The organism is Streptomyces sp. NPDC006140, assembly GCF_040628815.1.
GTDB lineage: Bacteria > Actinomycetota > Actinomycetes > Streptomycetales > Streptomycetaceae > Streptomyces.
The window spans coordinates 495,034-512,958 of the sequence record NZ_JBEXTS010000001.1; the positions used below are offsets into that span (position 1 = coordinate 495,034).

Genomic DNA, 17,925 nt, shown 5'->3' on the forward strand with positions numbered 1-17,925 from the left:
TCTCCCACCGGTTAAGGACGAACACACGGGCCGATCAGTTCGCGGTTCGGACCGTGACTTTGCCGTCGCCGGTCCGGGCGGACACCACGTGCCGGCTGGTCGCGTCGCGGGGCACGGACACGTCCACGCCGCCGTCACCGGTCTCGGTGGTCACCCGGTAGCCGGCCCGGGGCACGGCGATGGTCACGGACCCGTCGCCGCTGCGGGACTCGACACGGTCCGGTACGACGCCGAGTTCGAGGCGGACCGAGCCGTCACCGGTGTGGGTGCGGACGTCACGGGAGGAGACGTCCGCCCGGATGGACCCGTCGCCGGTGCGCATCCGAAGCGGGCCGGTGGCGTCGCTGACGCGGATGGAACCGTCGTCGGCGCGCAGCTCCAGCCGGCCGGTGGCCTCGCTGACGCGGATGGACCCGTCGCCGGTGCGCAGGTTCAGGGGACCGGTGGTGTCGGTGACGCGGACGGAGCCGTCGCCCGTGCGGATGCTCAGCGGGTCCCGGAAGCCCCGGGCGCGCACGCTGCCGTCGCCGTCCTGGACCTTCACGGTGACGCCGCGCGGCACCTCGATGCGGTGCCTGGCCGAGCAGTCGGCGACGACGCCGGAGCACTTCAGCCGCAGCACCAGCCGGTCGTCCCGCATGGACCAGGTGACCTTGGGGTCCTTGCCGATGACGACCGACCCCTGGAACCACCGGGTCACCTCGATCCTGCCCGCCGGGTTGTCCTCGGCGGCGACGATCTCCAGGGCCGAGTCGTCGGAGTCCACGGTGAGCGTGCGGCCCTCCAGGTCGAAGGACCGGCGGTCCGGGTCCGTGTCGTCCCCGGCGGACGCCCCGCAGGCGCTCAGCGCGGAGACCAGCACCACGACGGCACCGGCGACGGCGACCGCACGGGCAGGGAGGGAGCGGGTGCTGCGGGTGGTGCGCGTGCTGCGGGTGGTGCCGGCGGTGCGAGTGCTGCGGGCCATGACGATCTCCCCCTGGACGGACGACGGGCGCTCTCGGGCGCTCTACGACCGTAGGGATCCGGGGCCCGCCGGGGGATCCGGGCCGCTCCCGGATCAACGGTGGGGTTAACCCCCGGCACGGCCCCCGATACGGGTTTGCGGGACCGCGCCCCGGGCAATGTAGGCTGTCGACTCGTCCTGGGCGCGTGACCCGGGAGCCGGGTGCGTAGCTCAGGGGTAGAGCGCCTGCCTTACAAGCAGGATGTCGGCGGTTCGAAACCGTCCGCGCCCACCGTCTTCCGATCCGGGTTCTGCGAGGCCCGGGTCGCAGAACGCCCCGGGCCCACAGCGGCCCGGGGCGTTCTCTACGATGTGCGGCGTGAACAGCTCCGGACAGTGCGCCCCGCGATTCGCCGTACGGCGGTGGCGTGCGCTGTGTGTGCTGGGGCTGTTGGTGGGGCTGCTGGGGATGCACGGGCTGGCGCCCGGTGGTGGTCTGCCGGTTCAGGCCCACGCGGTCCCGGTCCAGGCGGCCGAGAGCCACGGTGCGTCGGAGTCGCACCACCCGCAGGTCATGCCCTACGGGCACTGCGGTGACGACGGGCATGTCCGGCACGCCGACGCGACCTGTGCGTCGGGGGCCGTCGGCGGTGGGCCCGTGCTGCCCTTGCTCGTCGCCGACCCGGTGCCCGTCCCCGTACGGGAGGACGTCGTACGGGCTCGCGCGGTCGCCGGTCCGGACGGTGCGCGCGCCCCGCCGTCGCTCTCCGAACTCCAACTGCTGCGGATCTAGACACCCGCACGCTCCGCGCCGGTGCCGAAGCCGGTGCGGTGCGTCGCCGTGTCCTGAATCCGTTCCACACATGCAGAAGCATGCAGAAGCAAGCAGGAGTTCACGCATGACCAGCATCCGTACCCTGACGCGCCGGGCCGCCCTCGTGGCGGTGGCGGGCGTCGCCCTGACCGCCCTCACCGCGTGCGGCGGCGACGGCGGCGGTAACGACACCGGCAGCGGGCACCAGGGGCACGCCTCCCCCTCCGCCAATGCCGGTGCCGACACCCCGACCGGACAGCACAACGCCCAGGACGTCTCCTTCGCGCAGGGCATGATCCCGCACCACCGGCAGGCCCTGGAGATGGCGCGGCTCGCCGACGGGCGGGCCTCCTCCGCCGCGGTGGAGGACCTCGCGGCGCGGATCGAGAAGGCGCAGGACCCGGAGATCAAGACCATGACCGGCTGGCTGAAGGCCTGGGGCGAGGACGTCCCCGAGCCGGGCGCCGGCATGGACCACTCCGCCGCGGGCCACTCCGGGATGCCGGGGATGATGAGCGACGAGGACATGGCCGAGCTGGAGAAGTCCTCGGGCAAGGCCTTCGACGCGAAGTTCCTGGCGTTGATGGTCGAGCACCACGCGGGTGCCGTGGAGATGGCCACCGTCGAGAAGAGCAAGGGCCGTTACGGACCCGCCAAGGCCATGGCCGACGACATCGTCACCGCGCAGAACGCCGAGATCAGTGAGATGAACAAGCTGCTCGGCAAGGGCAGGAGCGGTGGGGCCGCGGGCTGACCCTCCAGCGGCTATGAGGCTCCGTCGGTCTCCTCCGGCGGAGCCTCGTGCGCGTGCTTCAGCTCCGAGCGGGCCGCCACCCGCTCGGGGCCGGTCAGCTCGGACCAGTAGCGGTGGGTGCTGACGAACACCGCGAGTTCGTGCTCGCGCCGCCGGAGTTTCTCGACCTCGGCCTGTTCGTCGGCGGTCCAGCCGGGGGAGGCGGGGCGTTCCACCTTGCGCCAGCCGTTGTCGTCGCTGAAGCCGTCCAGCGGCTCCACCGACCACGGGAGTCGTTTCAACAGGGCCGACAGCTCGGCCCGGACCTGATGGAGTTCCTCCTGACCGGCGAGGAGGTCACTCGGAAAGTCATAGGTCGTTGCCACGACCCAATGATACGCCTGTTCGAATTGAGTGGACGAGTTTCTTCCTGTGGTTCATGCGAACAGGCGACCGACCGCGCCATGGCGCCCCTGCGGGCGGGGTGCGGATCAGTGCACCCCCGAGCCCGCCCCGCCCGGCCCGGCGGCCAGTTCGGCCACCACCCGGGCCGTCACCGGAGCCGGAATGCCGTGGCGGTCGGCGGCGCGGAGCAACGCGCCGCCGATGGCGTCCAGTTCGAGGGGCCGGCCCGCCTCGGCGTCGCGCTGCATCGAGGACTTCATCGGCGGCGGGAAGGCGTCGTAGCGGGCGAGGGCCTGCGCCGGGTCCGCCGGGCCGCCGCACGCGCGGCTGATCGCGGCCGTCTCCTCGACCAGCGCGGTCAGTTCGTCGCGGTGGCGGGTGCGGACCTCTCCGAGCGGGACGCCGTGGCGGGTGGTCAGCAGGGCCATCGGGGCGAGGAACGACATCTTCGCCCACAGGGCCGCCGTCTCGTCCTCCAGGACCCGGGTGGCCGGACCGGCGGCGTCGAAGGCCTCGGCGAGGGCGTCGAGGCGGGACCGGGGGACGCCCGTGCCGGTCAGGTCGATCTCCGCGAAGGGGCTGCCGTGTTCGATGACGCCGGGGGCGACCCGGGTCGACTCGACGCGGATGACGGCGGGGGCGACGCGGTCGGCCCGGTAGCGGGCGCGCAGGATCGCCGGGTGTTCGACGCCGTTCAGGAACGGCACGAGGAGGCCGTCGGACAGCGCGGACGCGGGGACGCGTTCCAGGGCGGCGTCGAGGGTGGTGTGCTTGACGGCGATCAGGCAGGCGTCGACCGGTTCGCTCAGCCGGGTGCCGGCCTCCACGCGGGCCGTGAAGTCGCCGAAGCGGCCGCTGCGGACCTGGATGCCGTCGGTGCGCAGGGCGTCGGCCGTCTTCTCGCCGGCCAGGCAGATCACGCGGTGCCCGGCGCGGGAGAGCAGGGCGGCGAGCAGGCCGCCCACGCCGCCCGGGCCCAGGACGGCCACGGTGAGTTCGTTGCCCATGTCGGGTTCCTCTCGTCGGTCGGCCCCGGGATGGTGGCCGCCTCTCCGCGATCATGGCAGGAGTCGCTGTCGCACGGGGGTCGAACGGGCGAGACTGGGGGCATGTGCCGGAGTATCAAGACCCTGCGTCCGCCCGTGCTGCCCGAAGAGGCCACGGCGGAGGACATTCGGGCTGCCGCGTTGCAGTACGTGCGGAAGGTCTCGGGTTTCCGGGCCCCCGCCGCTCACAACCAGGAGGTGTTCGACCGCGCGGTGGAGGCCATCGCGCAGGCCACGGCCGAACTGCTGGACGGCCTGGAGGTACGGGGGGCCGGAACGCGCCGGGCGAGCTGAACGCGCGGCGGACCGACTGCGTTCGCCTGCGGCTTCCCGCCTGGGAGGGCGGGCTGCGCCGCCCGCGGCTCCCCGCCTGAGCGGGCCCGCTACCACGCCCGTGACTCCCCGCCTGAGCGCGCCGACCACGGCCCCCGCCGCTCCCCGCCCCAGCGCACCCCTACGACGCCCGCGGCTCCCTGCGCACCACATACGCCGCCCCCGCGCCCGCCGCGAACAGCGCTGCCACCGACACCGCCGTCGCCAGCCAGCTCGTGCCCAGCCAGTGCGCGCCGAAGTAGCCGAGGGCGACGCTGTACACCGCCCAGGTGAGGCCGGCCAGAGCGGACCAGGGGAGGAAGTCGCGGGCGCGGCGGTGGGCGGCGCCCGCGCCGAGGGAGACGACCGAGCGGCCCGCTGGGGCGAAGCGGGCGAGGACGACGAGCGCGCCGCCACCCCGCGCGAGCGCCGCGCCGAGACGTTCCTGCGCGGTGGTCAGGCGCCGGGACCGGGAGATCGCCCGGTCCAGCCGGTCCCCGCCGCGCCAGGCGAGGCGGTAGGCGACCAGGTCACCCAGGACGGAGGCGGTGGCCGCGCACAGGGTCAGCGCCAGGATGTCGGGCACGTCGGTCGCCGAGCCCGCGGCCGCCGCCGTGGCCGCCGTGATCACCAGGACGCCGCTGGGCAGCACCGGCAGGAACACGTCGAGCAGGACGGACAGGGCCACCACCGCGTAGATCCATGGGCTGCCGACCAGCGACCCCACCTGCTCCAGCACCACAACTCCCCGTGACTCCCCCGTGGGCCAGACCGTGCCGCGATGTCGCGGGGGGAACGGCAGGAGTGGCCATGACAGCCATACAGCGTACGCCCGGGGTGTGACGGGTGGTTCACGGGGGGCTCGTACGTTCGGTACGGAGTGTTCACCTCGTCGCGCCTCGTCCGGGTTGTCACCCGGCTGCCGTGTCCCGGAGGGCGGTCGGCGCGGGCGTCCCGTAGCAACGGAAAGGGGTCGTGACCACGCACAAGGTGAGGAACGGTACACACCATGCTGGCAGGAATATGCGCGAGCGCCGTCGCCACCGCCCTGTTCGCCGGCGGCCCGGGCGGTGCCCACGGCTACGCGATGCGGACGGACGCCCGGTTCGCCCCGCCCGGCGCCGCCGACCGGTCGCCGGCGCTGACGTACGACCGCAGCCTCGTCCCCACGACCTCGTGGATCGAGGTCGGCCAGCGCACGGCTCGCGGCGGCGCGACGACCGTCCGGCTGCGGGTGACCGGCATGAAGCCCGGGCACGCCTACGGCGTCCATGTGCACCGCAAGCCCTGCGGCGCCGACCCGGAGGCCGCCGGCGGGCACTACCAGCACCGGCCGTCGGGCGATCCGCACCACGTCGGTCCGCACAACGAGGTCTGGCTGGACTTCACCGCCGACCGGCACGGCACGGGCGCGGCGAGCGCCCGGCACGACTGGGGTTTCCGGCGCGGCGAGGCGTCCTCGGTCGTCCTCCACGACGTGCCGGGCGGCGCGGGTGCCCGGGTGGCCTGTTTCACGGTGCCGTTCGGGTGGGTGGCCGCGAGCGGGTAGCGGAAACGCCGAACGGCGCCTCCCACCCGGGTGGGAGGCGCCGTTCGGCGTCGGAGCGGACCGGGCGGCTCAGGCCGTCACCGGCGTCCGGGCGGACCGCTGCTCCTGCGCCGAGGTGCGCTTCGCCAGCAGCCGGTCCAGGCCGAAGGCGCCGGAGCCCGTGAAGATCAGCAGGAACATGGCCCAGCAGTACATGGCCGCGCCCTCGCCGCTGTTCTCGATGGGCCACAGGGCCTGCGGCTGGTGGACCTTGAAGTACGCGTACGCCATGGCGCCCGAGGAGATGAACGCCGCGATGCGGGTGCCGAGGCCCAGCAGGACCAGGGTGCCGCCCACGAGTTCGATGACGGCCGCGTACCAGTTGGGCCAGGCACCGGTCGAGGCGGTGCCGCCCTTGCCGTCCACACCGCCGAGGACGCCGAAGAGCGCGACGGCGCCGTGGCAGGCGAATAACAGACCTACGACGATCCGGAACAGTCCGAGAGCGTATGGCTGCGCGCCGTTGAGGCGTGCGGTCATGGGGGGTCTCCTTCGGTTGGCCGGCCCCGTGCGGGGCCGGTCGGGGACGGAACCGACGAGTAACCCACGTTAGGTGTGCCTAATTGATGCTTGCAAGTTCAACATTTGGCCACTGCTTTGCCTCTGGCTGGGATTCGATTTCGGCCCCAGCCGCACGTAGAGCGGCTCTCGCCACCGCGTCCGCGTCCGAAAGGGTGACCGAATCCACACCCGGACGCGCTCCCGCCGCTGTGACCCAGTGGACGCCTTCTGTCGGCACTCCGAACGCGAACCGCCTTGTGTGTGCAACTCCTTGACGGTCAATCAGATGATACGGGCGCCGGGTCACATCCAACCCCCCTGTTGGGTAACCGTCCACGGTGTGCGGGCGGCACTGGCCGGTCCGCAGCAGCCCGGCGAGCAGTTCGTCGGCCGTGCGCCGCAGGTCGGGTTCGGGCAGCCGGGCCTCTATGAGGGTTTTCACACGGACGGCCGAGCCCGGCACGTCGGGCGAGTACGCCGTCCAGGCCCCGTCCTCCTCCGCCACCTGCAACCGGGGTCCGAGCACCGTCACCACACCCGCCTCCACCAGCGCCGCGAGCTCCTCCGTGCGGCGCCGGGGCGGGCCGATGGAGAGGAACGCGTTGAGCGGGGTGTACCAACCGTCCAGGTGGTCCCGGCGGGAGGCGCCGGCGAGACCGCCGTGGTCGACGATCAGCCGGAGTTCGTTGCGCAGGTCGCGCAGCACGTCGAGGGCCGCCTTCAGCGGGCCGCGCACATTGCCCAGGGCGGCCTCGGCGGCGTCCCGGCGCAGATAGGCCAGCAGCCAGTCGCGCCACTCTCCCGGGTGCGCGAAGTCCCGCCCGCCGTACGGCCGCAGGACCCGCTCCCAGCACCAGCGGCCGGTGCCGGGCACGCCGAACTCGTCCAGCAGCAGCGCCTCGCGGGGGTCGCCGTGCGGGACGGCCAGGAAGCGGTCGGCGAACTCCCGGTCCCGCCCGCCCTGCCCCGCACCGGACCCGGCGGTCCCCGCCCGCCGCAGCAGCGCGCGGTAGTAGACCGTCTCCACCTCCTTCGCCACCAGTGGCCATATCTCCGCCCGGAAGTCGGGCGCCTCCCCGGAGTCCGCGCGCTTGCGGAAGCCCGCGATCACCTCCGGTGTGAGGACCAGCGGGACGTGCCGGCCGTACGGCCCCTTCGCGTTGTCGCCGCGCGCCTGGTACGGGATACCGCGCCGGGAACCGGCGTAGAGCCGTGGCTCGCGGCCGGAGGGGAGATAGCGCAGCCCCCGGTCGTCGCGTACGAAACGGCCGCCGCGGCCGGTCGTCAGCAGGGCCGTGTGGTCGAAGAAGTTGAGGCCGAGTCCGCGCAGCAGGACGGGTTCGCCCGGGGGCACGGCGGACAGGTCGACGTCGGCCGGGTTGGCGGGCGGGACGTGCCGCAGGCCGTGGCGGGCGGCGTGGGCCGCGAGGCGCCGCTGGACCGGGTCGGCCGTCGTCGGCAGATGGCCCTGGGCCAGGACCACCGCGGACAGGCCGGTCAGCGTGCGGCCGTCGTCGAGGGTGAGGGCCTGGCGGCCGCCGGGCGTGTCCCGCAGCCGGGTGGCGCGCGCCCGGTGCGTCTCGACCCGCACCGCCGCCGGTGCCTCCCGCACGACCTCGGCGAACACCCACTCCAGATAGCGGCCGTAGTCGGCCCGGGTCGGGTACTCGTCCGGGCCCAGCGCGCCGCGCGCCCACTCGTACAGGCTCGGGCCCGGGCGGATCGGGCCGGAGCAGTCCACGCTGTCGTCGGTGAACAGGGTCACCTGGCAGGCCACGGTGTTCATCAGCAGCTCGGACGACTGGGCCGTGCGCCAGACCCGGCCGGGGCCCGGCGGATCCGGGTCGACGACGTGCACCGTCAACCGGGCGCCCGGCGGGAGGAGTTCCGGGGCGGAGGCGCAGAGGCGTTCCAGGACGCTGGTGCCGCGGGGCCCGGCCCCGACCAGGGCGATGGAGAACGACCCCGGTTTCCCGGGCGGCGCGGATGTCCCGGGCGGCGCGGATTCCTCTGCCGGGGCGGATTCCTCTGCCGGTATGGATGCCTCTGCCGGTGCGGATTCCTCGGGCGACGCAGACAAGGGGGGAACTCCAGGGCGTGGGGGCGCGAGTGTCGGAGGTCCGCCGGTGGGGAAGCGGACGGTCCGCCTCATCATGCCGTCGCCGGGAGCGGGAGTCGGGGCCCGTGGGGAAGGATTGACGCTCGCTGTGGCATGCGTCACTGGCATCACAGGTCACAGCGGCAACAAACGGGCGGTACGGGTGTGTTACGGGGCAATCTCGGAGTCCAGCAGCGTCGTCAGGCGCGGGCCCGTCCCCTCCTGCGCCTTCGCCTGCTCCAGTCGCAGCCGGGCCGAACGGCCGCGCAGGGTCAGGGTCATGAGCTGGTTGCCGAACCAGGGCCCGCCCGTCTTCCGCCAGCCGACCGGCGGGCGGGAGAGGCGGCCGTGCCGGGCGAGACCGCGGCCGAAGCCGCGCGCCAGAGCGCTCCAGCCGACCCGGAAGGCCAGCCGGATCGACAGGGGCACGGAGTTGTGGACGGGGGAGCAGACGAGCTGCACCACCCGGGCGTCGGGGCCGGAGCCCGGCCAGGACGGCTCGGCGACATAGGCGTGGTGCACGTCCCCGGACAGCACGCACACCGTCGCCGGGGCGTCCTTCCCGGAGCCGGCCTCGGCGATCAGCTCCGCCAGCCCGGCGAAGGACTCGGGGAACGCCGGCCAGTGCTCCAGGTCGGCGGCCCGCCGCACCTTCTCGCTCCACCGCCCCCAGCGGGCGCCCCGTTCGCCGCGGCACAGCGCCGCGTTCCACCCCTCGGCGTCGTGCACCAGGTGCGGCAGCAGCCAGGGCAGCGAGGTGCCGAGGAGGAGGTGGTCGTATGTCTCGGGGGTGTCCAGCACCTGCTCGCGCAGCCAGGCCTCCTCGCCCGGGTCGAGCATGGACCGAGCCCCCTCCTCCAGGACGCGGGCCGCCCGGCTGTCCACCATCACCAGCCGTACGCGGCCGAAGTCGCGCCGGTAGCTCCAGCGGGCCGCGGCCGGGTCGGCGTCGGCCCGGGCGGCGAAGGTGCGCAGCACGTCGGTGCCGTCGGGGAGTTCGCGGACCTGCTGGTAGACCGGGTCGGCCGCCAGCTCCTCCAGGGAGAGGTTCCCCAGGTGCTGGTGGACCCAGTACGACATCAGGCCGCTCAGCAGCCGCTCCCGCCACCAGTCGGTGGCGCGCATGTCGGCGAGCCAGGCGGCGGAGGTGTTCCAGTCGTCGATGACGTCGTGGTCGTCGAAGATCATGAAACTGGGCACCGTGGACAGCAGCCAGCGGATGCGCGGGTCGAGCCAGGACTCGTAGTAGAGGTGCGTGTATTCCTCGTAGTCCGCGACTCCGCTGCCCGGCGGTTCGCCGAGGTCGCGGCGGGCCGCCAGCCAGCGCTGGGTGGTGTCGGAGGTCTCGTCGGCGTACACCTGGTCGCCGAGCAGCAGCAGGACGTGCGGCCGCTCGCCCTCGGGGTCGGCCGCGAGGCGGGTGGCCAGCGCGTCGAGGGCGTCCGGGCCGACGGGGTCGTGCCCGCCCGCCGGCGGGGCGGCCCAGCGGCAGGAGCCGAAGGCGACCCGGAGGGCGCCCTCCGGGCCCGGCGCGTGGATCGCCGAGGGCGGGAAGGGGGAGCCGGGCAGCGGCCACACCCGGGCGCCGTCGAGGAATACCTCGTACGTCGTGGTCGTACCGGCCGTGAGGCCGGTCACCGGGACGAGCGCGTAGTGGTGGCCCGCGACCTGGAAGGTCCTGGCCGTGCCGCCCGAGCCGTCGGCGCAGCGCACCTCGGCGGCGCACGGGCGGCTCGTCTCGACCCATACGGTCGCGGACGAGCCGTCGGTGTACCTCAGCAGCGGTCCGAGGCGCAGTCCGGCCATGGCGATCCCCTCTCCGTCGCCCCGTACGGTACGGAACGACGGAGGTCAGCGGGGAGGTTCCGACACGAAAACGCGCGTCAGCAGCTCGCCAGGTAGTTCGTCAGCGCGGACTTCTCGGCCGGGTCGACCGAGAGGTCGTAGTAGTACTTCACCTGGACCCAGGCGCGGACGTAGGTGCAGCGGTACGCCGTCCGGGAGGGCATCCAGGTGGCCGGGTCCTGGTCGCCCTTGGCCTGGTTGACGTTGTCGGTGACCGCGATGAGCTGCGGGCGGGTCAGGTCGTTGGCGAAGGACTGCCGGCGGGAGGTGGTCCAGCTGTCGGCGCCGGAGTCCCAGGCCTCGGCCAGCGGGACCAGGTGGTCGATGTCGACGTCGGAGGCGGCCGACCAGGTCGCGCCGTCGTAGGGGGAGTACCAGCTGCCGCTGGTGGCGGCGCAGGAGGAGTCCTGGACGACGTTGGTGCCGTCGCGCTTGAGGACGACCTCGCGGGTGTTGCAGGCGCCGGACTGGGTGATCCAGTGCGGGAAGAGGTCGCGGTCGTAGCCGGTGCGGTCCTCGGTGGCGACGGTGAGGGTGGCGAGGTAGGAGCGGGCGGTGGCGCCGCTGACCGGGGTGGGGAGGGCGGCGGAGGCCGTGGGGGCGTTGAAGAGGGCCACGGACGATATGAGCGCGGTGGCGGCCGCGGCCACGCCGAGCCGTCGACGCGCGTAGAACCTGGGCATGCGAACTCCCTGTGGAGAGGGGGGTGTTGGCGGGCGAGCGAGGGGAATGCTCGCGGTGCCGTGTTGCGCACAGGTGTGCGCCCGGTGAGAAGTTAATGACGCGTCCATGACATGACAAGGTTCGGGCGGAAACTTTTCACGCCAGGGGCGTCGCGTACCATGGACGGCGCAGAAGGGGAGTAGCTCTTCGCCGGACCGTCGACATACTGCTCAGCTCGCCTGAGCCGGCGCCCGGAGGCAGGTCCTTTCCCGGACCCGCCAGCGAGACCTTCGGCAAGCAGTGCACGCCCGTGCCGTACGGCACGGGTGCCGAGTGTGCTGCCGTGCCGAGGTGTCGCGTCGAAAATTTTCGACAGGCTCAGCACTCTCGGTGGGGCAGCCCCGACCGATTGAGGAACCCTTGATCAGCCTGACCGTGACGGCCGTCGTCTTCGGCGTCGTCTTCCTCGCCGAACTGCCGGACAAGACCGCCCTGGCCGGCCTCGTCCTCGGCACCCGCTACCGCGCCTCCTACGTCTTCGCCGGTGTCGCCGCCGCCTTCGCGCTGCACGTCGCGCTCGCCGTCGCGGCCGGCAGCGTGCTGACCCTGCTGCCGCAGCAGATCGTGCACGCGCTGACCGGCGTGCTCTTCCTCGGCGGCGCCGCGATGCTGCTGCTGAAGAAGGGCGAGGACGAGGAGGAGATCCGCAAGCCGGAGAACCAGTCCTTCTGGAAGGTCTCGGGTGCGGGCTTCATGCTCATCCTGGTCGCCGAGTTCGGTGACCTCACCCAGATCATGACCGCGAACCTGGCCGCCCGGTACGACGACCCGCTCTCCGTCGGCCTGGGCGCGGTGCTCGCGCTGTGGGCCGTGGCCGGGCTCGGCGTCGTCGGCGGAAAGGCCCTGATGAAGAAGGTGCCGCTGCGGCTGATCACGCAGATCGCGGCGCTGGTGATGCTGGGTCTCGGGGTGTGGAGCCTGTGGGAGGCCGTGACCGGCTGAGCTGAACAGTGGGTGAACGTCCGCCGGGGCCCCCTGGCGCGAACCCGGACTTGTTTTGTACCGTGGGGGAACAAAGTGGCCTCCGCCCGTTTTCCCTGACCGGCGGGCGGGGCCGCCTTGTCCCTCCGGGGGCGTCCCGTGCCCCTGTCTCGCGCCCTGAGCCTTGGAGCTGCCGATGACGGCCACCGCCGTGCTCACCGCCCGCGCCCTCCTGCTGGACATGGACGGCACCCTGGTCAACTCCGATGCCGCGGTCGAACGCGTCTGGCGGCGCTGGGCCGAGCGGCACGGGCTCGACGGGGACGAGGTCATGAAGGTCGTCCACGGACGGCAGGGCTACGCCTCGATGGCGCTGCTGCTGCCCGACCGGCCCATGGAGCAGAACCACGCCGACAACGCCCGGATGCTCGCCGAGGAGACGGCCGACACGGACGGTGTCGTCGCGATCCCCGGGGCGCCGGAGTTCCTGGCCTCGCTGCGCGGGCTGCCGCACGCCCTCGTGACCTCCGCCGACGTGCCGCTCTCGACGGCCCGGATGGCGGCCGCCGGGCTGGAGCTGCCCGGGGTGCGGGTGACCGCGGAGTCCGTCGGGGCGAGCAAGCCCGACCCGGAGGGCTTCCTGAAGGGCGCCGCCGAGCTGGGGGTCGCCCCCGCGGACTGCGTGGTCTTCGAGGACTCCGGCGCCGGGATAGCGGCGGGGCGGGCCGCCGGGATGACGGTGGTCGGGGTCGGGCTCCGGGCCGCGGTCCACGAGCCGGACGTGGTGGTCCAGGACCTCACGAAGGTACGCGTGGAGGCCGTCGGGGACGGGACGATCCGCCTCCACGTCGGTTGAGGAGGCCCGGGGCTGTTGTGCCCCGGTCAGTCGACGCGGGCGGCGACGGCGCGTGCGCAGTCCAGGGGCTCGCTGTGCGTCGTGTCCACCTCCACGTCGTACTCCACGCCCTCGTGGACGAGCCGTGCCTGTGACGCGGCCATGCCCCGGACCCGGTCTCCCCGGGCGATCTCACGCCCCGCGGCGACCGCGCCGTCGCACCTGACGCCGACCCACAGCACGTCGAGCCCGGCCAGGGCCGCTGCCACCGCTGCCGGGACGCCGGTCCGCCGAGGAACACGTCGTCGACGATCACCCGGGCGCCGGCCCGGGCCATCGCGGCGACGCCCTCCGCCCAGGCCGCGTCCAGGGCGCGGAACTCCGGCCCCACGCTCACGCCGCCGTCCGCCGCGAAGACGATCCCCGCGTCCGAGTCCCGCAACCTCGCGGGCATCGCGTCGACGAAGTCGTCCACGCCGAAGGCCAGCCACGGGTCGGGCAGGATCTCCTGGAGGCACCGCACGATCCCGGACTTGCCCGAGCTCGATCCGCCGTTGAGCACGATCACCTGAGTAGTCACGGCGTCACCGTAGGGCGGACGGGCCGGTCACGGCTCCCTGGTTTCCGACTCCAGCCGCTCCCGGGTCTCCTCGTCGTAGACGCCGAGGTCGTCGGTCCGGATGCCGCGTGACCACTGGTACGTGCGGACCGCTTCCTCCAGGCGGTCGTCGAAGGAGCCGTCGGCGTCCTCGTCGTAGAGGTACACCTGGCGCAGGCGCTGCTGGAGTTCGGCGACCTGCGGGCCCCGGTCGCCGCGGCGCAGGACGGCGGGGCCGTCGATCCGGCGGTCGTCCGGGGACGTCCGGCCGGGGTCGGTCGCCGTGGCGGACGCCGGCGGGGCGGAGGGGGTGGCCGACCCGGACGGGCTCGGCGAGGCGCTCGGCGCGGACGGCGACGAGGAGGGCGACGGGCTCCCGGTGCGGGACGGCGACGGGGGCGGTGCGGCGGGGGCCGACGGCGGGGCCGAGGCGCTCGCCTCCGGCGGCGTGGACGCCGCGCTGCTCGACGGGGCGTCCGGCACGCTCGCCCGGATGTCGTCCGGCAGGGCGGTGTCCCGGGACGGACTCTCGTAGGAGAACAGCCCGCTCGCGTACCCCGCCGCAGTGACGACCGCGACGCAGGCGCCGGCGGCGGCGAGGAGAACCGCACGGCGCCGCCGGCCCGGCCTCGGGCCGGGCTCGTCCGGTTCCGCCGTACGCCGATCCCGGCCCCCGCCGTCGAACAGCCGCAGATCCGAGACGCTGGGCTCGGCCGCGCCCGGCGCCAGGAGCGTCGGCATCACCGACGTGGCCGGGGCGGCCGGCAGCACGGTGGTCGCGTCCGGGTCGACGGGACGCAGGGGCATGGTGACGCCGGCGGCGGACGGCGAGGGGCCCTGGGCGGCGCTTCCGGCAGGCGAGGCTTCCGCGGGTGCGGGCGCGGCGGGGGTGTTCAGATGGGGGTCGCGCGGGGTGTCCTCGGACGGTCGGGCAAGGTTCTCCCGCTCCTGCGACGCGGATGGGGCGCCCCCGGGCACCGGGCCCAGGGTTTCCTCCGCTGCCCGCGAGGGCGTGGTCGGTTCGGTCTGTAACCGGGGTCGCGCGCCGGGCTCGGTGCGGGAGGCGTCCGTGCCCGGACGTGTGCCCGGGGTGTCGGCGGTCGTCGACGGTGGCTGTCGCCGTGCCGCCTCCCCGGCCCCGGCCCGGGTGCCCGGCCCGGAGGGCGCCGCGGTGTCGATCTCCACGTACGGGCGGATCCGCAGCGGGTCGAAGTCCTCCGCTGCCGCCGCCTCGGCCGTGCGGGCGTCGCGCAGGGCCTCGGAGGCCCGGTGGGTGCAGGCGCAGGAGGGCGTGTGGTCCGGGCGTCTGGGTGCGCCGCACTCCGGGCACGGGTGGCCGTTCGGCGGTTCCACGCGTTCCTCCCTCCCCTCGCGAACTCCCCCTCGCGAAGCTCCCCTCGCGAACTTCAGAGATTATCCAGATCTCCTCCACAGTGCGTTCGACGAACCCCCGGAACCATCGCTTCCAAAAGGGCTCAGCGGGCCATAACGGGTCACAGCGGTCACGATGGAAAATGTCACAGGACCCCCGGGAGGTCGCATGGCCGGTGACGCACACGCCGCGAGCACGACGTCCCAGGGCACCGCCGCCCAGGAGCAGGTGCCCGGGAACGTGCTGGTCTCCGTCGGCGCGCTGCTCCTCGGCATGCTGCTCGCCGCCCTCGACCAGACCATCGTGTCGACCGCGCTGCCCACCATCGTCAGCGACCTCGGCGGCATGGATCACCTGTCGTGGGTCGTCACCGCGTATCTGCTGGCCGCGACCGCCGCCACCCCGCTGTGGGGGAAACTCGGCGACCAGTACGGCCGCAAGAGGCTGTTCCAGACCGCCATCGTGATCTTCCTGGCCGGTTCCGCGCTGTGCGGCGCGGCGCAGGACATGACCCAGCTGATCGCCTTCCGGGCCGTGCAGGGGCTCGGCGGCGGCGGGCTGATGGTGCTGTCCATGGCGATCGTCGGCGACCTGGTGCCGCCGCGCGAACGCGGCCGCTACCAGGGGCTGTTCGGTGCCGTCTTCGGCGCCACGAGTGTGCTCGGACCCCTGCTCGGCGGGCTGTTCACCCAGCACCTGAGCTGGCGTTGGGTGTTCTACGTCAACCTGCCGGTCGGGGTCGTCGCGCTCGCCGTGATCGCCGCCGTCCTGCGCCTCCCGCGCAAGGGGCAGCGGCACGTCATCGACTACCTGGGCACCTTCCTCATCGCCGCCGTCGCCACCTGCCTGGTGCTGCTCGCCTCGCTCGGCGGGACGACCTGGGGCTGGGGATCGCCGCAGATCATCGGGCTCGCCGTCCTGGGCGTCGTCCTCGCCGCCGTCTTCGTGGCCGTCGAGCGGCGGGCCGCCGAACCCGTGCTGCCGCTGCGGCTCTTCCGCGTCCGCACCTTCACCCTGGCCGCGGTGATCAGTTTCGTCGTCGGCTTCGCCATGTTCGGCGCGATGACCTACCTGCCGACCTTCCTCCAGGTCGTGCAGGGCGTCAGCCCGACCATGTCCGGTGTGCACATGCTGCCCATGGTGCTCGGCCTGCTGCTGGCCTCGACGGCCTCCGGGCAGATCGTCAGCCGCACCGGCCGCTGGAAGGTCTTCCCGATCGCCGGCACCGGCGTCACCACGCTCGGGCTGCTCCTGCTGCACCAGCTCGACGAGCACAGCTCCACCGCCGAGCTGAGCGGCTTCTTCTTCGTCCTCGGGCTCGGCCTCGGCCTGGTGATGCAGGTCCTCGTGCTCATCGTGCAGAACGCCGTCCCGTACGAGGACCTGGGCGTCGCCACCTCCGGCGCGACCTTCTTCCGCTCCATCGGCGCCTCGTTCGGCGTCGCCGTCTTCGGCACGGTCTTCGCGAACCGGCTCGGCGACCAGCTCACGGACGCCTTCCGGGGGACCCCGCTGCCGCCCGGCGTCTCCGTGGGCGCGCTGGAGGCCGACCCGCGCGGCATCGCCGCCCTGCCGCCGGGACTGCGCCCGCCGGCCCTGCACGCGTACGCCGTCTCCATCACGGACGTCTTCCTGTACGCCGCCCCCGTCGCGCTGCTCGGCTTCGTCCTGGCCTGGTTCCTCAAGGAGGACCGGCTGCGCGGCTCGGTCACCGCGCCCGACGGCACGCAGACCCTGGCCAGCAACCCCGTCGAGCGGTCCTCCTACGACGAGGTGTGCCGCGCCCTGTCGGTGCTCGGCACCCGCGCGGGGCGGCGCGAGATCTACCGGAAGATCACCGCCCGGGCGGGCTACGACCTGCTCCCCGCGGCGAGCTGGCTGCTGCTGCGGATCCGCCGGTACGGATCGGTGGAGCCGGGCGTGCTGGCCGATCGCATGCCCGTGCCGCTGACCGTGATCATGGAGGCCGCCCGGCAGGTCGAGGAGCGGCGGCTCGCCGTGCGCGTGGGCCTCGATCTCGTCCTGACCGACCAGGGGCGCGAGGTCGCCGAGCGGCTGGCGCGGGCCCGCGAGGAGTCCCTCGCCGAGCTGCTCGGCGACTGGTGGGGCCCGGACCGGCCGACCGACCTGGTGCGGCTCGTGCGGGAGCTGAACGGCGAGCTGTGCGGGTCGCGGCGCGAGCGGCCGTACGAGGCGCGCCCGGCGGACCAGGTCGTCTGAGCTCGGGCCAGGTGCTTGCTGAACCAGTGCTCCGACGATCCGGGCTGCGCCGAGCGCACGGGCGGCGTTCTCGGCCGGCGCCACGGTCCGGTTCGTGACAGGCCTTCTCGGCAGGCGCCGCGCCCGGCGCGCAGCCCGATATACCGGGCCCCGCCCGGGCCCGGGTGCCGTTTGGGTGCCCGCTTCCGGGCTACCCGAGCGGCGAACCGGCTCGCGAGGAGAGCCGGTTGGGCCGAGAACCCGGAAGGCATTCATGTCCACTGGCCTGATCATTGCTCTGATCGTGATCGCGGCGGTCGTCGTCATCATCGCGGCCGCCATGACCCTGCGCGCCCGAGGGGCTCGGCGCGGCCCGAGCCTGAAGCGGCGCTTCGGACCCGAGTACGACCGTGTCGTCGCCCGGCACGACGGCGACGCCCAGGCCGCCGAGCGCGAGCTGGCCGAGCGCGTGCAGCGCCACGGCGACCTGCGCGAGCGGCCGCTGGAGCCGGCGCAGCGCGAGCAGTACGAGGCGCGCTGGACGGCCGCCCAGGAGCGGTTCGTCGACTCGCCGCGGGAGGCGGTCGCCGAGGCGGACCGGCTGCTCGCCGAGCTGGCCGGCGCCCGGGGCTTCCCGGACGGCGGGCAGTACGAGGAGCAGCTCGCGGCGCTCTCCGTGCACCACGCCCACCACGTGGACGGCTACCGGCGCGTGCACCGGGCGGCGCACCTGCGCCCGGAGGACGCCCGGGACGGCGGCACCGGTACGGAAGACATGCGCGAGGCCATGGTGGCGGCCCGCGCCCTGTTCGAGGAGCTGGTGCGACCGGCCCGCCACGAGGGCGGCCACACCGGCGGCCGGCACGAGAGCGGACGCCACGAGAGCGGACGGCACCGTGCCGGACTGACCGGCGGCCGCAAGGCTCCGGCCGCCCGCGGCGGGCACCTGCCGTGGGCGATGCACCGACGTCAGGCGAAGGAGAGTTGAG

17 protein-coding genes, 1 tRNA gene and 1 pseudogene are annotated in these 17,925 nt (G+C 73.7%); 9 read left to right on the forward strand and 10 right to left on the reverse strand.

From position 1 onward, the window contains the following. Window positions 1–34: 34 nt before the first annotated feature. A complete protein-coding gene (locus tag ABZ386_RS02340; RefSeq protein ID WP_358963217.1) occupies window positions 35–967 on the reverse strand; it encodes a DUF4097 family beta strand repeat-containing protein in 933 nt (310 codons plus the stop codon). 199 nt (window positions 968–1,166) lie between these two features. On the opposite strand from ABZ386_RS02340, the gene ABZ386_RS02345 reads away from it, so the two are divergent. The 3 genes from ABZ386_RS02345 to ABZ386_RS02355 all read left to right on the forward strand — a co-directional run bounded on the left by ABZ386_RS02345 (window position 1,167) and on the right by ABZ386_RS02355 (window position 2,514). Continuing rightward, window positions 1,167–1,238: transfer RNA gene (locus ABZ386_RS02345), tRNA-Val, on the forward strand. Between the two features lie 78 nt (window positions 1,239–1,316). Continuing rightward, window positions 1,317–1,739: a DUF6153 family protein gene (locus ABZ386_RS02350; RefSeq protein WP_355719400.1), complete on the forward strand. Its 423-nt coding sequence runs from the start codon at window positions 1,317–1,319 to the stop codon at window positions 1,737–1,739. 106 nt (window positions 1,740–1,845) lie between these two features. Continuing rightward, on the forward strand, window positions 1,846–2,514 hold the full coding sequence (locus ABZ386_RS02355) for a DUF305 domain-containing protein (protein WP_355719397.1): 669 nt from the start codon (window positions 1,846–1,848) through the stop codon (window positions 2,512–2,514). 11 nt (window positions 2,515–2,525) lie between these two features. On the opposite strand, the gene ABZ386_RS02360 is transcribed toward ABZ386_RS02355, so the two are convergent. Further along, window positions 2,526–2,879 (reverse strand): hypothetical protein, encoded by a 354-nt coding sequence (locus ABZ386_RS02360; RefSeq protein ID WP_355719394.1) that lies wholly within the window; start codon window positions 2,877–2,879, stop codon window positions 2,526–2,528. Between the two features lie 105 nt (window positions 2,880–2,984). Beyond that, window positions 2,985–3,905, reverse strand: coding sequence for a 2-dehydropantoate 2-reductase (locus ABZ386_RS02365; protein ID WP_358963221.1), 921 nt, complete (start codon window positions 3,903–3,905; stop codon window positions 2,985–2,987). 102 nt (window positions 3,906–4,007) lie between these two features. Here ABZ386_RS02365 and ABZ386_RS02370 point away from each other — a divergent pair, with 102 nt between their 5' ends. Continuing rightward, complete coding sequence (locus ABZ386_RS02370; protein WP_351332617.1) at window positions 4,008–4,238, forward strand: DUF2277 domain-containing protein; 231 nt, start codon at window positions 4,008–4,010, stop codon at window positions 4,236–4,238. A gap of 160 nt (window positions 4,239–4,398) precedes the next feature. Here ABZ386_RS02370 and ABZ386_RS02375 read toward each other — a convergent pair whose 3' ends face one another. Further along, window positions 4,399–4,995 carry a VTT domain-containing protein gene (locus tag ABZ386_RS02375; protein WP_351332615.1) on the reverse strand — a complete coding sequence of 199 codons (597 nt, stop codon included), beginning with the start codon at window positions 4,993–4,995 and terminating at the stop codon, window positions 4,399–4,401. 270 nt (window positions 4,996–5,265) lie between these two features. Here ABZ386_RS02375 and ABZ386_RS02380 point away from each other — a divergent pair, with 270 nt between their 5' ends. Then, a complete protein-coding gene (locus tag ABZ386_RS02380; RefSeq protein ID WP_356619042.1) occupies window positions 5,266–5,805 on the forward strand; it encodes a superoxide dismutase family protein in 540 nt (179 codons plus the stop codon). Window positions 5,806–5,874: 69 nt separating this feature from the next. On the opposite strand, the gene ABZ386_RS02385 is transcribed toward ABZ386_RS02380, so the two are convergent. From ABZ386_RS02385 to ABZ386_RS02400, 4 genes are all read right to left on the reverse strand, one after another. Further along, window positions 5,875–6,324 (reverse strand): DoxX family protein, encoded by a 450-nt coding sequence (locus ABZ386_RS02385; RefSeq protein WP_114251976.1) that lies wholly within the window; start codon window positions 6,322–6,324, stop codon window positions 5,875–5,877. A 79-nt stretch (window positions 6,325–6,403) separates the two neighbouring features. Next, window positions 6,404–8,299, reverse strand: coding sequence for an FAD/NAD(P)-binding protein (locus ABZ386_RS02390; RefSeq protein ID WP_351333016.1), 1,896 nt, complete (start codon window positions 8,297–8,299; stop codon window positions 6,404–6,406). Window positions 8,300–8,611: 312 nt separating this feature from the next. Beyond that, window positions 8,612–10,249, reverse strand: coding sequence for an alkaline phosphatase D family protein (locus tag ABZ386_RS02395; RefSeq protein WP_358963223.1), 1,638 nt, complete (start codon window positions 10,247–10,249; stop codon window positions 8,612–8,614). Between the two features lie 77 nt (window positions 10,250–10,326). Continuing rightward, on the reverse strand, window positions 10,327–10,971 hold the full coding sequence (locus ABZ386_RS02400) for an HNH endonuclease family protein (protein WP_351332607.1): 645 nt from the start codon (window positions 10,969–10,971) through the stop codon (window positions 10,327–10,329). Between the two features lie 400 nt (window positions 10,972–11,371). Between ABZ386_RS02400 and ABZ386_RS02405 the strand changes: the two genes are divergently transcribed. Together ABZ386_RS02405 and ABZ386_RS02410 are read left to right on the forward strand one after the other, a co-directional pair. Beyond that, a complete protein-coding gene (locus tag ABZ386_RS02405; protein WP_358963225.1) occupies window positions 11,372–11,953 on the forward strand; it encodes a TMEM165/GDT1 family protein in 582 nt (193 codons plus the stop codon). 175 nt (window positions 11,954–12,128) lie between these two features. Beyond that, entirely contained in the window at window positions 12,129–12,788 is a 660-nt protein-coding gene (locus ABZ386_RS02410) for an HAD-IA family hydrolase (RefSeq protein ID WP_356672268.1), read from the forward strand. A gap of 26 nt (window positions 12,789–12,814) precedes the next feature. On the opposite strand, the pseudogene cpt reads toward ABZ386_RS02410, so the two are convergent. Together cpt and ABZ386_RS02420 are read right to left on the reverse strand one after the other, a co-directional pair. Continuing rightward, a pseudogene (gene cpt / locus ABZ386_RS02415) lies at window positions 12,815–13,335 on the reverse strand (chloramphenicol phosphotransferase CPT). 39 nt (window positions 13,336–13,374) lie between these two features. After that, window positions 13,375–14,718, reverse strand: a complete 1,344-nt coding sequence (locus tag ABZ386_RS02420; RefSeq protein WP_358963227.1) for a peptidoglycan-binding protein — start codon at window positions 14,716–14,718, stop codon at window positions 13,375–13,377. A gap of 187 nt (window positions 14,719–14,905) precedes the next feature. Here ABZ386_RS02420 and ABZ386_RS02425 point away from each other — a divergent pair, with 187 nt between their 5' ends. Both ABZ386_RS02425 and ABZ386_RS02430 read left to right on the forward strand, forming a co-directional pair. After that, window positions 14,906–16,957, forward strand: a complete 2,052-nt coding sequence (locus ABZ386_RS02425; protein WP_358963229.1) for an MFS transporter — start codon at window positions 14,906–14,908, stop codon at window positions 16,955–16,957. A 253-nt stretch (window positions 16,958–17,210) separates the two neighbouring features. Continuing rightward, window positions 17,211–17,924, forward strand: a complete 714-nt coding sequence (locus ABZ386_RS02430) for a hypothetical protein (RefSeq protein WP_351332594.1) — start codon at window positions 17,211–17,213, stop codon at window positions 17,922–17,924. The last annotated feature ends 1 nt before the right edge of the window (window position 17,925 follow it).

What these genes read in the sequence shown, in the direction of transcription:
- ABZ386_RS02350 (WP_355719400.1), top strand. Translation starts at nt 1,317, where the DNA reads ATGTGCGGCGTGAACAGCTCCGGACAGTGCGCCCCGCGATTCGCCGTA.
- ABZ386_RS02340 (WP_358963217.1), bottom strand. Translation starts at nt 967, where the DNA reads ATGGCCCGCAGCACTCGCACCGCCGGCACCACCCGCAGCACGCGCACC.
- ABZ386_RS02400 (WP_351332607.1), bottom strand. Translation starts at nt 10,971, where the DNA reads ATGCCCAGGTTCTACGCGCGTCGACGGCTCGGCGTGGCCGCGGCCGCC.
- ABZ386_RS02385 (WP_114251976.1), bottom strand. Translation starts at nt 6,324, where the DNA reads ATGACCGCACGCCTCAACGGCGCGCAGCCATACGCTCTCGGACTGTTC.
- ABZ386_RS02425 (WP_358963229.1), top strand. Translation starts at nt 14,906, where the DNA reads ATGGCCGGTGACGCACACGCCGCGAGCACGACGTCCCAGGGCACCGCC.
- ABZ386_RS02365 (WP_358963221.1), bottom strand. Translation starts at nt 3,905, where the DNA reads ATGGGCAACGAACTCACCGTGGCCGTCCTGGGCCCGGGCGGCGTGGGC.
- ABZ386_RS02380 (WP_356619042.1), top strand. Translation starts at nt 5,266, where the DNA reads ATGCTGGCAGGAATATGCGCGAGCGCCGTCGCCACCGCCCTGTTCGCC.
- ABZ386_RS02395 (WP_358963223.1), bottom strand. Translation starts at nt 10,249, where the DNA reads ATGGCCGGACTGCGCCTCGGACCGCTGCTGAGGTACACCGACGGCTCG.
- ABZ386_RS02370 (WP_351332617.1), top strand. Translation starts at nt 4,008, where the DNA reads ATGTGCCGGAGTATCAAGACCCTGCGTCCGCCCGTGCTGCCCGAAGAG.
- ABZ386_RS02410 (WP_356672268.1), top strand. Translation starts at nt 12,129, where the DNA reads ATGACGGCCACCGCCGTGCTCACCGCCCGCGCCCTCCTGCTGGACATG.
- ABZ386_RS02355 (WP_355719397.1), top strand. Translation starts at nt 1,846, where the DNA reads ATGACCAGCATCCGTACCCTGACGCGCCGGGCCGCCCTCGTGGCGGTG.
- ABZ386_RS02430 (WP_351332594.1), top strand. Translation starts at nt 17,211, where the DNA reads ATGTCCACTGGCCTGATCATTGCTCTGATCGTGATCGCGGCGGTCGTC.